General features: G+C 57.9%; 13 protein-coding genes and 2 pseudogenes. 8 read left to right on the top strand and 7 right to left on the bottom strand.

From position 1 onward, the window contains the following. Positions 1–41: 41 nt before the first annotated feature. From ACA066_RS17670 to ACA066_RS17685, 4 genes are all read right to left on the bottom strand, one after another. Positions 42–797 carry a bestrophin-like domain gene (locus tag ACA066_RS17670; RefSeq protein WP_497695969.1) on the bottom strand — a complete coding sequence of 252 codons (756 nt, stop codon included), beginning with the start codon at positions 795–797 and terminating at the stop codon, positions 42–44. A gap of 202 nt (positions 798–999) precedes the next feature. Continuing rightward, a complete protein-coding gene (locus ACA066_RS17675; RefSeq protein WP_497699908.1) occupies positions 1,000–1,674 on the bottom strand; it encodes a DUF3313 domain-containing protein in 675 nt (224 codons plus the stop codon). A 62-nt stretch (positions 1,675–1,736) separates the two neighbouring features. Continuing rightward, positions 1,737–3,359, bottom strand: a complete 1,623-nt coding sequence (locus ACA066_RS17680; RefSeq protein WP_497695970.1) for a DUF1254 domain-containing protein — start codon at positions 3,357–3,359, stop codon at positions 1,737–1,739. Between the two features lie 110 nt (positions 3,360–3,469). Continuing rightward, on the bottom strand, positions 3,470–5,956 hold the full coding sequence (locus ACA066_RS17685; RefSeq protein ID WP_497695971.1) for an arylsulfatase: 2,487 nt from the start codon (positions 5,954–5,956) through the stop codon (positions 3,470–3,472). Positions 5,957–6,137: 181 nt separating this feature from the next. Here ACA066_RS17685 and ACA066_RS17690 point away from each other — a divergent pair, with 181 nt between their 5' ends. The 3 genes and pseudogenes from ACA066_RS17690 to ACA066_RS17700 form a co-directional block, all read left to right on the top strand. Further along, positions 6,138–7,253 carry a formylglycine-generating enzyme family protein gene (locus tag ACA066_RS17690; protein WP_497695972.1) on the top strand — a complete coding sequence of 372 codons (1,116 nt, stop codon included), beginning with the start codon at positions 6,138–6,140 and terminating at the stop codon, positions 7,251–7,253. A gap of 78 nt (positions 7,254–7,331) precedes the next feature. Then, positions 7,332–8,087 (top strand): bestrophin-like domain, encoded by a 756-nt coding sequence (locus tag ACA066_RS17695; RefSeq protein WP_497695973.1) that lies wholly within the window; start codon positions 7,332–7,334, stop codon positions 8,085–8,087. A 188-nt stretch (positions 8,088–8,275) separates the two neighbouring features. After that, positions 8,276–8,488 (top strand): annotated as a pseudogene (locus ACA066_RS17700) (integrase); the annotation flags it as partial. Here ACA066_RS17700 and ACA066_RS17705 read toward each other — a convergent pair. Further along, positions 8,427–8,795 carry a DUF2092 domain-containing protein gene (locus tag ACA066_RS17705; RefSeq protein ID WP_497695974.1) on the bottom strand — a complete coding sequence of 123 codons (369 nt, stop codon included), beginning with the start codon at positions 8,793–8,795 and terminating at the stop codon, positions 8,427–8,429. The pseudogene ACA066_RS17700 and the gene ACA066_RS17705 overlap by 62 nt on opposite strands. A gap of 442 nt (positions 8,796–9,237) precedes the next feature. Between ACA066_RS17705 and ACA066_RS17710 the strand changes: the two genes are divergently transcribed. From ACA066_RS17710 to ACA066_RS17730, 5 genes and pseudogenes are all read left to right on the top strand, one after another. Next, positions 9,238–10,851, top strand: coding sequence for an arylsulfatase (locus ACA066_RS17710; protein WP_497695975.1), 1,614 nt, complete (start codon positions 9,238–9,240; stop codon positions 10,849–10,851). Between the two features lie 69 nt (positions 10,852–10,920). Continuing rightward, positions 10,921–12,189 (top strand): OmpP1/FadL family transporter, encoded by a 1,269-nt coding sequence (locus ACA066_RS17715; protein WP_497695976.1) that lies wholly within the window; start codon positions 10,921–10,923, stop codon positions 12,187–12,189. Positions 12,190–12,237: 48 nt separating this feature from the next. Further along, positions 12,238–12,915 carry a DUF3313 domain-containing protein gene (locus tag ACA066_RS17720; RefSeq protein WP_497695977.1) on the top strand — a complete coding sequence of 226 codons (678 nt, stop codon included), beginning with the start codon at positions 12,238–12,240 and terminating at the stop codon, positions 12,913–12,915. Between the two features lie 76 nt (positions 12,916–12,991). Beyond that, positions 12,992–13,231, top strand: a pseudogene (locus tag ACA066_RS17725) (hypothetical protein); the annotation flags it as partial. A 14-nt stretch (positions 13,232–13,245) separates the two neighbouring features. Then, a complete protein-coding gene (locus tag ACA066_RS17730; RefSeq protein ID WP_497695978.1) occupies positions 13,246–13,704 on the top strand; it encodes a glycine zipper 2TM domain-containing protein in 459 nt (152 codons plus the stop codon). A gap of 224 nt (positions 13,705–13,928) precedes the next feature. Here ACA066_RS17730 and ACA066_RS17735 read toward each other — a convergent pair whose 3' ends face one another. Continuing rightward, entirely contained in the window at positions 13,929–16,826 is a 2,898-nt protein-coding gene (locus tag ACA066_RS17735) for a sensor domain-containing phosphodiesterase (protein WP_497695979.1), read from the bottom strand. Between the two features lie 114 nt (positions 16,827–16,940). After that, entirely contained in the window at positions 16,941–17,168 is a 228-nt protein-coding gene (locus tag ACA066_RS17740) for a hypothetical protein (protein WP_497695980.1), read from the bottom strand. Positions 17,169–17,200: the final 32 nt, after the last annotated feature.

A 17,200-nucleotide genomic window follows, 5' to 3' on the forward strand; every position in this document is an offset into this window, starting at 1 on the left:
TGCCTCTCAAGGTGGATGTTAGCGTCGCCTCTACCAATCCATTAGCGGAGGATCTCGGCCAGTGCCTGGCGCATCGGCTCACCGGAGACATGGACGAGGCCGGAAAAGGGCGAGTCCAGTTCCAGAATCATCATGACGCCTCCGGAAACTGCCACTGCACATAGGCAGAACACGGCTATGGTCGTGGCATTGCGAGGAGCGAACAAACCGAAGCTGGCAAACACCAGGCCAAGCCAGAAAATCAGCAGAATCAGGAACGGCATCGGAATATTGCTTGTACGCTGTTCCGCCAGCAGCCAACGCGTCTGCAACAAGTCATCCGAGAGCCCAAGCGCCTGCGAGCGCAACCAGCGCTGTCTCGGATCAGTTGCAGTAAGTATTAGAATCGACTCCTGTACTGCCTCCATCATCTGAACTGTCGTTTCGGTCGAATGTAAGGGTTTACCCGTCGCCGGAAACAATTCCTGCGTTTTCGCTCTCGCATAGATGCGCAGCTGAGTGCGAACATCCTCCGCTTCTGATCCGTAACGCTGCATCATGCGGTTGATACGGACGATGTCGACGGCGATCCTGGACACTTCACTCGAGCGTGTTGAGAACGAACTGTTCGCCGTCGAGATCATCAGGCTGATTACCAAGGCCGAAAGTGTGCCTACAATCGCCGCCGAAACGGAGATGGCATTGCGAGATTCATTGCTGAGGTGATGCTCGGGCAGCGCTCGCGCGGCAAAGATACCAATAAGAGCGCCGCCGAAGGTCGCGACGAAGGCGATCAATCCGATAGCGATATGGTTCATGAGGGAAGATCGCGCATCACATCACCTTGGTATGCTTGCTGACGGCGGGGTGATTTATCGTTTGGCAGAGTCCCTTACAAGATTGGGCAAGTTGGTAAATAAAAGGACACCATCGGTTGCTTATCCCGGGTTTCTACCAGGCGCGCCGGTCAACTCCTGTGTGCGGAGCTGACCCGGCTACGCTAAAAGTGCCAGCGGCTCGTCACTTCAGGAACGTCTGCAAATCGCGCATTGTGTCCCTGATTGCTGCTTTGAAGTCGTTGGCGGTAATTTCCTGGCTCTCATTTCTCAATGTCGTACCAAAGATCTTGCGCACGACTTTCGCCAGTGGTTTTCCGGAAGCGGCGTCGACAAATTCCGCCTCGACATACAGTTCAGTGTCCTGGGTGCGATGCCCCGTAAGCGCCTCGGTGGTGCCCACCACCGCTGCGATCGGCACCACTTCATACCAGCGCATTCCTTCATTGGAAGCCGTCACGCCGGTTATCGCCGTACGCATGATCATCGCTCGGGAACCACTCGGTACTGCTTGGAGATTGGGCACCACCTGATACTTTTGCGCGAGCACGCTATGGACGCTGTCGCTGGCGGACGCCTGGATCTGTTGCAGGGTTTGCATATTCACCCGCTCATTGGGTTTTGGCGTTGGATGCCACTGCAGGCGATCGAACACCACGGTGTCGTAAGCCGAAGGCTTAAAGTCCGGCGTAACCCAACGAAGCACGGGATGGCCACTGGGTGAGGTCACTTGTTGCAAGCCGTCGTAGCTGGACAAGAAACCCGAAAACTGTTCTTTCTCGGTCACTTTGGAAGTGCAACCGGCAATCAGCAGGCTGCACAACACAATAGCAACAAGGCCTTTACCAACTGTTTTCATCATGATGCTCCCGGCAGTGAGTTGCGACGCTTCGCGCCATCCGCTGAAACAGATTGTCAGTTTTACTTAACCAGTTCGACCTCACTCGGCCGCCACTCTTTCGTAAAGAACGATTCAAGCGGGCTGTAGAGGCGCAGGAGCGTAAACCATCCTTTGTCGGGCGTGGTTTGAATCCAGTTGCCTGCCTTGGCGTCTGCGGGCTTGGAAGGGCCGAAGTAGATGGTCGTTGACCCGTCCGTGTTCTCTGTGGCGGCTGGTGTAGGGTAGGTCTGGCTGCCTGCGCGCGGGTAACGCTGCGGCGTCTGGAGCATTGACCGCGTCTGGTTGTCGTAGACGGTGAACGACCAGAACTTGGCCGCGGGAATCTTCGGCGGCAGGGTCACCTTGTAGGTCTTGCCACCATCGAAGGGGTTCTTTTCAGCATCAGTGAAGCCCATGAGGTACTGTGAGCCAACGTTGGGCAGTCGCATGATCATGCCCGGCGAATCCATGGTGTAGCCGTAGTAAAAGGCCGCGCGGGAATCGAGGGTCCGCGCGCCAGTCGGTGGCGCCGCTTTGAACAAGCCTTCCTTGGTGATCGTCGGCGGCGGTGTCTCGAAGTCGAAGCCACCTTGCCACAGCATGTTGGCCCACATCGAGTTCGGATAAAGGGACCACCCCGGATAGTCGGCGGCACGCCAATTCAGCGCTCGCCCAGCCGCGTTGCCCACAGCCGCAGCGTCGGTGAGAATCTTCTTCATTCGGGCGTCGGGGCTGAAAGGTTTGCCCTTCACGATGCCAATGGCCGCCAGTTGGCCAATGAGTTCCGGGTTGAAAGAGGTGGCCGGTTCCAGCTGCACGAGCTTGTCGAGCATCTCGAAATAGGAGAAGTCATTAGGCGCGATGGTGTTGAAGGACTTGCCGCTTCCCTCAACGAACTTCGTCGGCGGTATTGGTGGATTCGGCGCAAGCCTGACGTTGCCTTCGAGCGCCGTGGCAATGCTGGTGCCAAACCCGCCTGGGGTGTAGGGGTAGATCTTCAGCGATTGTTTGATCGCGGCCACAGCAGGTTTCGGATCGTTGTTCTCCATGAAGGCGCGAACGGCGTAGAGAACATGATTGGTTTTTGATCGGCCCACGAAGAAGCCGCTGTCTGGAAGAGGACCGTCGTAGTCCGGCGGCACGATCAGGTATTTGCCTCCTTCGCCCCGATCAGGGCCGGGCGCGCCGATGTCGATGATCCAGCCGAACCACATGTCATTGAGCGTGCCGAGTGCCTTCGGTGGCACCTCAACCACTAACGGCCCCTTCGTCAAATCGAGGACCGCGAGCGTATAGATCGTATCGACGTTGGCGGTGAGAAAGAGCGATTTTGAGTCCATCAACTCAGAGAAGATAACCACTGAGTTGTCCTCAGCCCCGATGCTGTGGAAGCCCTCGCGAACCGCATAGGCCGAGGCGCCCGAAAAACTGTTCATGAACGCGTCTACACCCCGCGTGAAGGCCAGGGTGTCGTAGACGTCCTGAGCGGTTTTTGCGCTCGGCGCGCCGTCCTTGAACTCCAGCGTGCCAATACGGGTCTCCAGGCGATCGGGCGTGGTGATCGCCGGGGGGATTTCGGTGGTAGTCTGCGCCTCGGCCATTACAGGAATGGCCAGCGCGACGAAGGTCGCCAGTACGGCGAGTGGTCCGAGCGTGTGCGTCATAGTGCTCTCCTTGAGAGACGTCTATTGCATTGACTACCCAAATGAACCTGGTGGTGGAAGTGTGCTTTCACGACGCGGGTTGTCTCGTGCGAGTTGGCCCACGTGCCTTTCTAGTCTTTGTTGCCGACCTTGTTCTGGGCTGCCTCCTTGCCCGCGACATTCAACTGCGGCGGTTCGAGTTTGACGGTGAGTTTGTGCAGCGAGCCGTTGAACGCGAACGGCACTTGGTAATCCTTGTCATCGACGGGGGTACCGGTGTCGGAGCCGACGTCGAAACTTTCATCCACGCCGAAGACGAATGGAACGCTGTTGGGGATCGTACGGCTCGCCACTTGCTTGCCATCCACCGAGAGCACGCCGGTGCCGCCTTTTCCGAATCCCGGCCCAGCGTATTTAAAATCGAAGCTGATGCCGTGCTTTCCGGGAGTGAGCGCCTCGGTCCCTTCCCAACGGAATTGCGCCACGCCCTCAAGGTTGTAGTTGAAAACAGGCTTGCCTTTGAGGAGGTAGAGGGCATAACCACCAAAGCGGCCGCCGTCGGTCACCAGCACACCGTCGCCCCCGCTGTCCGGAACGGTAACGTCAGCCGAAATGACGTAGGATTTGTTCAATATATTGGGCTCGTTGCCTGGAAGAATGCCGGTGACTGGCGACAAGTAATTGAACTCGGTGCGTCCGGCCACGATGCTCGGGCGCTGCGCAACGACGCGCGTGAAACCGGAGGCGTCGAGCGGTAACACTTGATACTTGTTCGCTTCCACCCAGAACAAATCCTGGAGTTCCTTGAGTTTGGCAGGGTTGGCTGCTGCGACATCGTCGTTCTGCGTCCAGTCCTTAGTGATGTCGTACAGCTCCCATTTGACGCCATTGATGATGTCCTTGGGTGGCTGCGCGGTGATGTCCCAAGGTGCGCGGTAGGGCGTCGTCGAAGCCATCCAACCCTCGTGGTAGAGCGCGCGCAGGCCGAGCATTTCGAAATACTGCGTGGTGCGCGTGGACGGCTTGTCGGCATTCGGCTTGTCAAAGAGGTAAGACATGCTCGTGCCTTCGATGGGCTTTTGTGCAATGCCGTCTACCTGGAGCGGCGCGTCAATGCCGGTGGCTTCGAGGATCGTCGGCTCGATGTCAATGACGTGGTGAAACTGGTTTCGGATGCCGCCGGCATCCTTGATCCGGTCCGGCCAGGAAATGGCCATGCCCTGGCGCGTGCCGCCAAAATGTGACGCCACTTGTTTGGTCCACTTGAAGGGTGTGTCCATGGCCCAGGTCCAGCCTACGGCCATATGCGGATAGGTCTGGTCCGAACCCCAGGCGTCGAGATATTTCATCTGATCGGCTACCGGTACGTTGATGCCGTTGAAGGTGGTCATCTCGTTCGGTGTGCCATTGGGTGTGCCTTCTGCGCTACCGCCGTTGTCGCCGCTGATGTAGATCACCAGCGTGTTATCGAGCTTGCCCATGTCATCAATCGCCTGGATCACCCGGCCGATTTCATGGTCGGTGTATGCGAGATAGGCCGCATAGACCTCCATCTGGTGGGCATACAGTTTTTTCTCGTCCGCCGGCAGTTCGTCCCATTTCTTCAGAGAATCCGGCCACGGCGTGAGCTTGGCTTCCTGCGGGATGACGCCGAGGCGCTTCTGATTGGCGAAGATTTGGTCGCGCGCAGCGTTCCAGCCCATGTCGAATTTGCCCTTGAACTTCGCGATCCATTCGGGCGTCGGGTGATGCGGCGCGTGGGTACCGCCGGGCGCGTAATAAAGAAAGAACGGCTTCTTCGGATCGAGTGCGTTCAATTCATTGACGTAGCCGACGGCGTCATCCGCCATCGCAGTGATCAGGTTCCAACCCGGTTTGCCAACATAAGGATGGATCGGTGTGGTGTTGCGCATCAGATTACCCGGTTGCCACTGGTTGGTTTCGCCACCCATGAACCCGAAGAAGTAATCAAAGCCCATGCCGATGGGCCATTGGTCGAACGGGCCGGCCTGGCTGATCTGGAACGACGGCGTGTTGTGGTTCTTGCCAAACCACGACGTTGCGTAACCGTTGTCCTTGAGAATTTTGCCAATGGTCACCTTGTCCTTGGTAATGACGCTGTTGTAGCCGGGATAACCCGTTGAAACTTCCGTGATGACACCGAAACCGACGGAATGGTGATTGCGTCCGGTAATCAAGGCCGCGCGCGTCGGCGAGCACAGCGCCGTCGAATTGAATTGCGTGAAGCGCAATCCGGCTGCCGCGACGCGATCCATGGTCGGCGTCGGGATGAGGCCGCCGAACGTACTGGGCGCACCGAAGCCGACGTCATCGGTGATGATCAACAAGATATTCGGCGCGTCTTTGGGCGGTACGACGGTCGGGGACCAGTAGGGCGTCGAGGTCGTGGCGTCGAGGTTGATAACTCCGCCGAATGCTGCGGGAGGGTTCGGGAGATATCTGCCGTCGATGGTCGTGGTCGCGCTCGGTGAACCGGGCGTGCCGTTGACTTCCTGTGTCGCTGCATTGGCGCAAGAGAGCGAAAGCATGGCAAATGCCAGACCTGCACCGAGCCGCTTGTGCAGCCATAATGATTGAGTCCAGTACGCATTGGCCATGGCCAGCTCCTGTAACCCCCCGAAACCCCAAGTTCGGAGTGTAGAACCGTTTTTTTCTCTCGCCAGTCCATCTCATCGTTAACCCGAGTGGCCGTTGACTTTAGTGGAGTGGTGTCTATACCTGATCTTGATACCAGGCAGGTTCAGCATTGGCCGCAGCCTGAAATCAAGAGGAGCGCAAATGCTTATCAGGAAACGGCGTTTTGGTATCGTCATCGTCTGCGCCGGGATCGTGTCGGCTTGCCTGGCGTTTGTGGTGTATCAGCACCTTCGCGGTCCAGTGCCGTTGACTCTGGGTGATGGAAAAAATGGCCCCCTGGATATGGTCTGGCTTCCTGCTGGCGAATTTTTGATGGGCAGCGATCATAAGCAGGCACGGCCCAATGAGGGGCCGGCCCACAAGGTTCGACTCGACGGGTATTGGATCGACCGCTACGACGTCACCAATGCCGAATTCGCCCGTTTCATTTCTGAAACGCATTACGTCACCACCGCCGAACGCAAACCCAAATGGGACGATCTGAAAGTCCAGTTGCCACCGGATACTCCTGAGCCGGACGACAGTGTCATGGTGCCTGGAGCCTTGGTTTTCGTGGGCACAGACAGACCCATTCCACTGAATGATTTCAGTCAGTGGTGGGCATTTGTCCCGGGAGCCGACTGGCGCCACCCGTTGGGCCCCGACAGCACAATCGAGGGCAAGGACACCCATCCGGTCGTTCAGGTTTCACGCGAGGATGCACAGGCGTATGCAGCGTGGGCTCATAAGCGCCTGCCAACCGAGGCCGAATGGGAATACGCCGCAAGAGGCGGACTGGAACAATCGAACTATGCGTGGGGGAATGATTTCGCGCCGGGCGGCGAAAAGATGGCCAACACCTGGGATGAGGCACAACCGTTTCCTGTGACCGGGTCCAGCAATAAATTCAAGATCGGCACCAAGCCGGTAGGCAGTTACAGACCCAACGGCTACGGGCTATACGATATGTCCGGGAACGTTTGGCAGTGGGTTGCCGATTGGTATCGTGCTGATGCATTCAGCGTAGGGCTCAAGCGTCAGTCGGCGGGTGAAGGCGTGTTTAACCCGGTGGGTCCATCCGACAGCTATGACCCGGATCTCGGGGTAACGGCCAACGCACCGCAGCGCGTGATTCGAGGTGGATCCTTTCTATGTAGCGACAGCTACTGCACGAGCTTTCGAACCAGTGCCAGGCAGGGCGCGGACCCTATGAATTCCATGTCGCATCTCGGCTTTCGCCTGGCGATGAGCAAAGAGCAATGGGAAAACAATCGCTGATTGCAATATGCACGCGGGTGCCATGCTTTCCCGACGACGGCAGGAATGCCAAGGTGATGCGATGCGCAAGTTTCTCTCATGAACCATTTCGCTATCGGACTGATCGCCTTCGTCGCTATCTTCGGGGGCGCTCTTATTGGCATCTTTGCTGCGCGGGCTCTGCCCGAGCATCACCTCAGCAATGAGTCGCGCAATACGATCTCCGTTTCGGCAGCGATTGTCGGCACGCTTTCGGCCTTGGTGATCGGACTAATGATCTCGACGGCGAGCAGTTCATTCTCGACACGCTCGAGTGAAGTGACCAGGATCGCCGTCGACATCGTCCGCATCAACCGCGTGATGCAACGTTACGGACCAGAAGCGGATGATGCCCGCGTTAAGCTGCGCACCTACGCGAGGGCGAAAATGCAGGAGTTGTTCCCAGCGGCAGGGGTACCATTACAGTCAACCGAAGCGACTGTCCGGATGATGGAGGCGACACAAGAATCGATTCTATTGCTTGTTGCGACTGATCCGAGACAGCGCTGGCTGCGCTCGCAGGCGCTCACGCTTTCGGACGACGTGTTACAGGCGCGCTGGCTGCTGGCGGAACAGCGTGCAAGCAACATTCCGATGCCGTTCCTGATCCTGCTGATCTTTTGGCTTAGCCTTGTTTTCGCCAGCTTCGGCTTGTTCGCACCTCGCAATGCCACGACTATCGCCGTTTTCTGTCTCTGTTCGGTTGCGGTTTCGGGAGGCATCATAATGATTCTGGAGCTGGATTCGCCCTTCTCCGGACTTGTCCATGTCTCCAGCGAGCCGATGCGCCAGGCGCTGGTCGAGATCATCCGTTGATCAATTAGTCGAGGATAGGGTCGGTCAGCACATAAAATTCGCCTAACTGAAGACCTCATTTTCCGCGGAACTGAGACACTCGAATATCTCCTTTTAGCGGTGACTGCATGGCCGGAGTGGGTCGGATAGCGCCCCCCACGCACTGTGACTGATCCTCCCTTGTCCTCCCTCAACGTGGAGGACAAGCCATGAACACTATTGCTACATACAGCCATCAGCCTTGGAACAAGGGAAAGCTTGTCGGGCAGAAAGCCCCGCTCCGAGTCAGAGAAATCTGGGCCATCCGGGTCAGACTCGAGCTCGCGGAGAAGACACGGGATCTGGCTCTCTTCAACTTGGCTATCGACAGTAAGCTGCGTGCCTCTGACTTAACCAATTGTAGGGATCGGCGACGATCACATCGGTGAATGGAAAATAGATCGCCGCACGCTGGTACGCCGCTTCGAGGGTTGCATCGATGGTGTGGGGTGCCTCGGCTTGCGCCAGCAGGTTTTCCTTCGGCTCAAAGGCGTAAGCCTGCTTGCCATCGTAGTAGAACTCGGTTGCCGGGCCATCACCCGAGGTCAGCACGCGCAAGCGGTCGGGGCGCTGCACATTGACCAGTGCCACGGTGTTGTAGGCCAGGGGCGGCCCCAGCCGGCTGGGTTTCTCATACGTGGTAATGGCTTTGAAACTCATTCCTTGCGTACCCGCCAACCTGGCACCCATGGCCTTCAAGACCTCGAGTGCCTTGCGCTAAAGTTGACCCGCCAGGGGGATCAATGGAAGCGGTTTGAGTCGCGTACAAGGGCGCTGCAAACGCACCTATGACCAACCCGAGAGAGAATAATCGGACACGCTGTAGAAGGTATGACATCGCTTGATCTCCGCAGAGATCAGGTCAGGGTTTTAATCGTAGCAATGGAAGTGGAAACGCAATGGATTAATTTGCCGTGCAGGTAACCACCTGAGCGGCCAGGCCCGTTTTTTATGTCGAGTAGCATCCCATCAATGAAAGACCGGTGACTGCGGCTAAATCGACCTTTTTTGAACGCTTATTACTGGATATTTCACCGTTCAAACCTACGCTGTTCGCGGGGGATCCAATTTTTAAGACGAGCGGGGGGGGGGTCGTCTCAGAAGGCTCACGCAAAGCGCACAGGATCTCGACATGAACCGGACAAAGTTATCCTTGATATTCGCTCTTCCCGTACTGTTGACCACAATGGTTATGCCCGGACTGGCTCAAGCAGCCGACAAGCCACCGAACATTGTAGTGATCATGGGTGACGATATCGGCTGGTCCAATATCGGCGTTTACAACCAGGGCATGATGGCCGGTCGAACGCCCAACCTGGACCAACTCGCCAATGAGGGCATGCGCTTTACCGACTACTACGCCGAGGCCAGTTGCACGGCCGGGCGCGCTAACTTCATCACCGGTGAACTACCGATCCGGACCGGGATGACCACGGTCGGTCAGGCCGGCTCTCCCATTGGTATTCCCGCCGAAGCCGTCACCATCGCTACCGCACTTAAATCCATGGGGTATGCCACCGGCCAGTTCGGCAAAAACCATTTGGGTGACTTGAACGAGTTCCTGCCCACCGTGCATGGCTTCGACGAGTTCTTCGGTTACCTCTATCACCTCGACGCCATGGAAGATCCGGCACACCCCAACTATCCGCAGGAACTGCTCGCGACCGTTGGCCCACGCAACATGGTCCACAGTTGGGCTACAACGACTGACGATACGACCGTGATGCCGCGCTGGGGCAAGGTCGGCAAACAGAAAATCGAAGACGCCGGCACCCTCTACCCAGATCGCATGAAAACCGTCGACGACGAAATCCGCGACAAGGCCTTCACCTTCATCGACAAGGCCAAGCAGGACAACAAACCGTTTTTCCTCTGGCTCAATCCGACCCGCATGCACATCGTCACGCACCTGTCCGACAAGTACGAAGCCATGCGCAATGCACAAAATGGCTGGTCGGAACAGGAAGCCGGCATGGCGCAGCTCGATGACATCGTCGGCGATGTCATGGCCAAGCTGAAAAAGGACGACATGGATGACAACACCATCGTGATTTTCACCACCGACAACGGCGCGGAAAACTTTACCTGGCCGGATGGCGGCACCACCCCGTTTGCCATGGGTAAAGGCACAGTGATGGAGGGTGGCTTCCGGGCACCGGCGATCATTCGTTGGTCGGGCAAGGTACCGGCCAACCAGATCGCCAACGGCATCATGTCCGGTATGGACTGGTTCCCGACCTTGGTCGCAGCGGCAGGCAACCCGAACATTACAGCTGAATTGCTCAAAGGCAAGCAACTGGGCGACAGGACCTACAAGGTGCACCTGGACGGTTACGACCAGACACCGATGATCACCGGCAAAGGTCCGTCCAATCGCCATGAAATCTTCTACTTTGGCGAAAGCACTCTGGGCGCGATTCGTATCGATGACTTCAAGTACCGCTTCATTGACCAGCCCGGTGGCTGGTTAGGGGCAAAAACCACGCTGGACATGCCGATCCTGACCAACCTACGCCTGGACCCGTTCGAGCGCGCCGGGTGGCCGGAAAACATGGCGGCCAATGGCTCGCTGGAGTATTTCGAGTGGTTCAAATTCCAGTTCTGGAGATTTGTGTTTGTGCAGCAGCAGGTGGTCAAACTGGCTGACACAGCGATCGAGTTCCCGCCCATGCAAAAAGGCGCGAGCTTCAACCTCGAAGCAGTGAAGGCCAAGATCGAAGCGGCCCGGGGGGCCATGGCCAAATAAGCAGTCGAGTTCACGGGTGGCCAGTGCTGGCCACCCGCGTTCGTGACGGACATTTGCTGAGGTGACCCCATGCAGATAAAAACATCCGCCCTGCCCGCCTGCACTCTGCTTGCGCTGTGCTGCCAGCAAGCCTACGCCGGCGGCATTATGCTCTACGAAATCGGCACGGATAACGCCGGTCTGGCCAACGCCGGTGCCGCCGCCCGGGCTCAAGGCCCCTCCACCATCGCCAGCAACCCGGCCGGCATGAGTTACTTGCCTGGCACGCAAATCACCGGTGGCTTGCAGGTGCTCTACGGCAACCTGACCTTCAATCGCGATTCCGACACCAACGGCACGGGCAACGGCAGTGGCAATGCCCTCGACCCGATTCCCGGCGGTAGCTTTTTCATCAGCCATGAACTGGATGAGCACTGGAGTGTCGGTTTCGGCAACTACGGCGACTTCGGCCTCGCGGCCAATTACGACAACGAGTGGTCCGGGCGCTACTTCGCGCAGAACGCCAGCCTCGCCGGTTTGTCTTTTGTACCCAGCGTGGCTTACCGCTTCAACGAGCAATGGTCGGTGGGCCTCGGTGTGAAAGCCATGTACGGCATGCTGCAAGCCCAAACCGCGATCGACCGCTCACCCTTCGGTCTCACCGACCGCAGCGACGGCCAGTTCAAGTACAAGGACAACGATTGGGGTTTTGGCGCGAATGTGGGGGTGATCTACGCCCCGCAACCCGGCACGCGCATCGGTCTGGCCTACACCAGCAAGGTCGATCTGGACTTCGAAGACGGGCTGGACGTCAAAGGCGACGGCCCTCTGTTGCAGCGCCTCGATGGACTCAACACCAAGCTCGACATGACGGTACCGCAAACCGCAACCCTGAGCCTGTTCCAGCAACTCGACCGGCAATGGGCCTTGGTGGCCTCAGTCAATTGGCAGGACTGGTCAGAGTTCGGCGACATCGCCGTGCAGGTCGACACCACGGCGGTCGGCGCCCAATCGACCACGGTCGACGCCCACTTCAAGGACACCTGGCAACTGGCGCTCGGCGCGCAATACCAGGCCACGCCGCAACTGTTGTGGAACGTCGGTGTGGCTTACGACAGCAGCGCCGTTTCGGACGGCAACCGGACTTTTACCGTGCCCATGGGCGAATCCTGGCGCATTGCGACGGGGGCCACCTATGCTCTGAACAACGTCACCGACATCAACGTCAGTTGGGCCATGGTCTGGCTTGGCGACATGCCGGTGGACCAGACCAAATCCACGTCGGGCACTCGAACTTCCGGTCAGTTTGACAATGCCTGGATTCAAGCCGTGACCGGAAACATGACCTGGCGCTTTTAACGCACTGCTACTGAAAAAAACGTCTTAATCCATGGAGCACACACCACTATGAACCTGTCCCGAAAATTGTTCGTTGGCGCGGCAATAGCCGGCCTGTTGCTAGGCGGTTGCACCTCAAAAGTGACCGAGAAAGAACAGTATTCCGGCTACCTGTCCAACTACAACAACCTGGAAGAAGTGACGACCACCAGTGGCGAGAAGGCCATGCGCTGGGTAAGCCCGTCATGGAATCCGAATGCGTACGACACGGTGGTGTTCAACAAACTGGAACTCTATCCGGCGCCCAAGCCCAACGAGCAGGTCAACCAGCAGACGCTGGGCGAATTGCAGACCTACATGACCAGCAAGGCCAAAGGCGTGCTGGGCCAGAAATACCGGGTGGTGTCGAGCGAGAGCGCAGCACCGGCCGGATCAAAACCCCTGATCCTGCGCGCAGCGATCACCGGAGTGAGTGCCTCCAACGAAGGCATGAAGTGGTATGAAGTGGTGCCGATCGCGGCCGTGGTCGGGGCGACACAGGCAGCCACCGGGCACCGGGACCAGGACACTAACCTGTTCATCGAAGCCGAGTTCATCGACGCGAAAACCAATCAGACTGTGGCCAAAGTGGTGCGCAAGGTGTTCGGCACCCAACTTTCAAACGCTAGCCAGCAAATCACCACCAAGGACTTCAAGGCTGCGATTGACAAATTGAACGCGGATCTATGGGCCTTCATCCGTAGCTAAGCCTTGCTCCAATCGCCAACACTCGTTGGCGGTTGAACAACCCTCAACGAGAGGACAACTGACATGTGGGCTTATTCGGCCCAATGTGCGGTTGGGCGAAATCCTGATCGATGCCAGTATCGATCCTGCGCCGCCCATCACGGAAGTCGAACAGAAACTACATGAACAAGCAGCCACACTAGGCGCAAATGCGGTGGTAGTCGTATATGACCAGATTCAGCCCGTCGCAGCCTACGTGACAGGCCCGCTGTGGAGCCGCGACATAGAAACAATCCAGGGACGCAAGTTGAAAGGCATTGCCATCCGATATCAATAATGAGGTGAACAGCAATGAAAGCAATCTTGTCCTGGCTGACGCTCACGTTGGTGACTGTGCTGATCAGTGCCTGCTCCGCTGTAGGATCAACCGATGGCGGTGCCGGCGAAATCGAGATTCGCTCAGGGAAGATCGAGCAGATCTCGCTGACTCAGATGCAGACTAATCACGACAGTGGTGTTGGTGCTGTACTCGGTGGCCTTGGCGGTCTAGGTATCGGCAGCCTGATCGGTCGTGGCACCGGACGCGATGTCGCGATGGTTGCCGGCGCTCTCGCCGGCGCTGTTGGCGGTAATTACGCAGAGAAGAAAAAGTACGACCAACCGATAGAAGCGCAACAGATCATCGTGCGCGTAAGAAGTGGTGTACTGGTATCGGTCACCCAACCGATCAATTCATCCTTGGGTAAAGGCATGAACGTTTATATCCAAGGCTCAGGTAATGAAGCCCGAGTGGTACCACAAGGGGGCTAACGTTTATCTCGGTATTCGGCGCTAATCCGGCCGGTGTGCTTCTGACAGTAACATTCGAAAGCCACTGTATGAACTACCAGTGGTGTAGCGAAATAGCAGGTGAATTGTCACTCTCTCCCTAGGCGAAAGAAGATCTCTGACCGGCAGCAATGGGTCGTTTGCACCCCTTCGTGATAATCGACCAAGAGCATCCAACACCAGTCATCGGCTCCCTTCAATAAACCCTAACGCCCCATCAGCGAACTCGCCAGCAACGCCTCCAACCCCATCGGCTTGGCAAAATAGTAACCCTGGGCCTGCCCTGCGCCCATTTCGCGCAGCAAGTCCAGCGTCGCTTGATCCTCGACACCTTCGGCCACCACACTCAGGTCCAGCGATTCGGCCATCCGTACAATCGCCCGGACGATTGCGCGACTGCGAGGACTGGTGGTCAGTTCGAGGATGAACGACTTGTCGATCTTCAAGCCGCTGAAACGGTATTGATGCACATAGCTCAGGGATGAAAACCCTGCACCGAAGTCATCGAGCACCACCGACATGCCGTTGTCAGCCAATTGCTGCATGGTCAGTCGGGCAATCGCCGGCTCAGCCACCAGCGCTCCTTCGGTCAACTCCAGGCAGATCCGCGACGGCTCGACCCTGTGCCGCGCCAACAGGGCAAGCACATCACTGGCGAAGTCCGGACGCGTCATGCTGTAGCTGGAACAATTGACGTGCACCGGAGGCCAATTGGCGTGCTCGGGCTGTGCGAGGATCACGGCGATGCTGGTCAGCATGTACAGGTCCAGGCGACCGATCAGGCGCAAACCCTCGACATCCGGCAAAAACTCGCCCGGCGCGATCACCCGGCCGCCCGGCGGATGCCAGCGAATCAGCGCTTCAAGGGCCAACAGTTCGCCGCTTTCGACGCTGACAATCGGCTGGAAATACGGCAGCAATTCGTCGGTACGTTTGAGCGCATTGCGCAAGGCCCCTTCACGCTCAACCTGGTCCGAGACTTCACGACGCACTTCCTGATTGAACACCGCGTAGCTGTCGCGCCCGGCACTCTTGACCCGGTACATCGCCGCATCGGCATCGCGCAGCAGGTCGGCTGGCTCGTGATGGAACTGACTGTCGGCGCTGACAATTCCGATACTGCAGGACGAAAAAACTTCATAGCCATTGATCAAAAACGGCAGGTCAAACGCCACCAGAATCCGTTCGGCGATGTCGATCACCACGTCCAGCGGCGCCTCGGGAGCCAGCACCGAAAACTCATCGCCCCCCAGGCGCGCCAGCATGTCGGTGTCGCGCAGACAACCGCGCAAACGGTGGGCGGCCTGCATCAACAGCAGGTCACCAAAATGGTGGCCGAGGCTGTCGTTGACCAGTTTGAAACGGTCGAGGTCGATGAACATCACCGCCAGGTGCCCGCCTTCGCTGCCGAACTGCGACCAGGCCAGATTGAGGCGCTGTTGCAGGTAGGTACGATTGGGTAGCCCGGTCAGCGCATCGTGGGAGTTCTCGTGTTGCAACTTGGCATTGGCGTGATCGAGCTCGCGGGTTCGGTCGTGCACCCGGGCTTCCAGCTTGAGGTTGGCGGCATGGATCGCTTCGGCGGCCGTGCGTCGCGACAACGCTGTGTCAATGTGCCGCGACACGAACGTCAGCAGTTCCTGGTCACGCAGGGTATACCGCACCTGCGAGGTATAGGTTTGCACCGCAAGCACGCCACGCACCACAGCGCCATCGAACAATGGAATGCCCAGCCAGGAGTAGGATCGGACATACTCCTCGTCCAGTTCGATTTCGCCGTGCACAGACAATCGCTCAGCCTCGCTGGCGTCAATCAGGCAAGGTCGACGCTGACGGATAACGTACTCGGTCAAGCCCCGGCGTCCTCGCCGTGCCACCGGGCAGGTCGTCTGCCGCTCATCGACGAAATACGGAAAGGTCACTTCACTGGTCGCGTCGTCGAACAGCGCAATGTAGAAGTTCCGCGCGAACAGCAGATCGCCGACGATGCCATGCAAGGTTTCAAACAACTCAGCCATTTCGCCAGGCTGGCTGGATAGCTCGGCGATCTGGAACAGCGCGCTCTGCAGATGTTCGGCGCGCTCTCGTTCTGCCACTTCCTGCCTCAAGGCGTCGTTGAGTGCCGAAAGCTCAAGGGTGCGACGCATCACCGTCGCTTCCAGATCCTCTCGGTGCAGAATCCGGTCCAGCGCCATGGCCACGTGGCGGGCCACCACCAGAAACAGCGCGCGATCCTCAGCGCTGTAGGTACGAGAAACGTCGTAGACCTGCATCGCAAGCATGCCAAACACCTCATCCGAGGCATTTTTCAACGGTGCGCCCATCCAGAACTCGGGACGATCACCCACGCAGTAAAAACGCTCCTCGGTCTGAGCTGCGAGAATGCCGGCGGCGTCGATCAGCAACGGCTGGCCAGTGGTCAATACCTGGCCGGTCAACGACAGGTGCGAAAGGTCAAGGTATTCGTAGTGCGAGGACTCCACGGCATCAACGTCGATGATGTCGACGTAATACGGGTAGTCAATCTTGCCGCTGTGCGGGTCATACAACGCGAGATAGAAATTCTCGGCGTCGATCAGGCTGGCCAGCAGCTGGTGAACCCCCACCAGAAACACTGACCGGTCGCGGGTCGAGCTGGCCAGGTAGGTAATTTCATACAGTACACGCTGAGTAATCTGCGCACGGGCAAGGGTATTGGTCTGCACCTGAATGCCCAGGCGCTGGGCAAACCCGGCGAGCGCCGGTTCCGCGGCAGCCTCGACTGGCGCGAGTAACCAACCCAGCACACTTTCGCCGCTGCCGGTCGGCCAGCGGTGCAAGTGCCAGGTCAGGCAAAAGGTGTCGAACTCTTCATTTGCAACACTTGATGGCCACTGCGCTCGTGGGTCGCCCTGCCCGACCAAATGCATTTGTTCACCGGCACGGTAAACCACCCACGCGGTGGTGTGCGCCCAGTTGCGCGCTGAGCCCAGCAATTGTTCAATCGTTTCCGCGTTGCCAGCGTCAGCCATGCCGAGAGTGTCCGAATTCCCTTTAAGCTGAGATGCGACAACGTCGCAATCGTTCGGTTGCCGCGCAGAGTCGGTTAATGGACGAACACTCATCAGCGCTCCCTGAGCCAGTAACTGGCGATACTCACTGAGTGGTTACTAGCAATGTGCCAGTAAGCTTCCCGTCTTTAGAGTTTTTATTCAATAGGTTTTTTCGGTTTGGACACGTTAATCGACGACCTGTATCTGCGTCAGCCCTACCCGCTCAGCCTGCTCCAGAATCTCCGCTGGCGTGGCATCCGCATTGGGCATGATCAGGCTGTTCTCTCCATCCCCAAAATGCAGCTGCAGCAGGTGCATCGCCGCCTCGTGTACGGGTAGCCGAGGCTGCTTGAACTCGAACAGGTGAGTGCGGGGCTCGCCGTTGAACAGGTATTCCACAGTGTAGTGGCGCATGGCGGGATCCTCATGGTGAGCGTAGTGCACGC

The sequence above is a fragment of the Pseudomonas sp. LBUM1651 genome, from assembly GCF_059716135.1.

Bases quoted from the DNA above. Each gene is read 5' to 3' on its own strand.
- ACA066_RS17735 (WP_497695979.1), bottom strand. From the start codon at position 16,826: ATGAGTGTTCGTCCATTAACCGACTCTGCGCGGCAACCGAACGATTGC.
- ACA066_RS17670 (WP_497695969.1), bottom strand. From the start codon at position 797: ATGAACCATATCGCTATCGGATTGATCGCCTTCGTCGCGACCTTCGGC.
- ACA066_RS17740 (WP_497695980.1), bottom strand. From the start codon at position 17,168: ATGCGCCACTACACTGTGGAATACCTGTTCAACGGCGAGCCCCGCACT.
- ACA066_RS17715 (WP_497695976.1), top strand. From the start codon at position 10,921: ATGCAGATAAAAACATCCGCCCTGCCCGCCTGCACTCTGCTTGCGCTG.
- ACA066_RS17720 (WP_497695977.1), top strand. From the start codon at position 12,238: ATGAACCTGTCCCGAAAATTGTTCGTTGGCGCGGCAATAGCCGGCCTG.
- ACA066_RS17710 (WP_497695975.1), top strand. From the start codon at position 9,238: ATGAACCGGACAAAGTTATCCTTGATATTCGCTCTTCCCGTACTGTTG.
- ACA066_RS17690 (WP_497695972.1), top strand. From the start codon at position 6,138: ATGCTTATCAGGAAACGGCGTTTTGGTATCGTCATCGTCTGCGCCGGG.
- ACA066_RS17695 (WP_497695973.1), top strand. From the start codon at position 7,332: ATGAACCATTTCGCTATCGGACTGATCGCCTTCGTCGCTATCTTCGGG.
- ACA066_RS17685 (WP_497695971.1), bottom strand. From the start codon at position 5,956: ATGGCCAATGCGTACTGGACTCAATCATTATGGCTGCACAAGCGGCTC.
- ACA066_RS17705 (WP_497695974.1), bottom strand. From the start codon at position 8,795: ATGGGTGCCAGGTTGGCGGGTACGCAAGGAATGAGTTTCAAAGCCATT.
- ACA066_RS17730 (WP_497695978.1), top strand. From the start codon at position 13,246: ATGAAAGCAATCTTGTCCTGGCTGACGCTCACGTTGGTGACTGTGCTG.
- ACA066_RS17675 (WP_497699908.1), bottom strand. From the start codon at position 1,674: ATGAAAACAGTTGGTAAAGGCCTTGTTGCTATTGTGTTGTGCAGCCTG.
- ACA066_RS17680 (WP_497695970.1), bottom strand. From the start codon at position 3,359: ATGACGCACACGCTCGGACCACTCGCCGTACTGGCGACCTTCGTCGCG.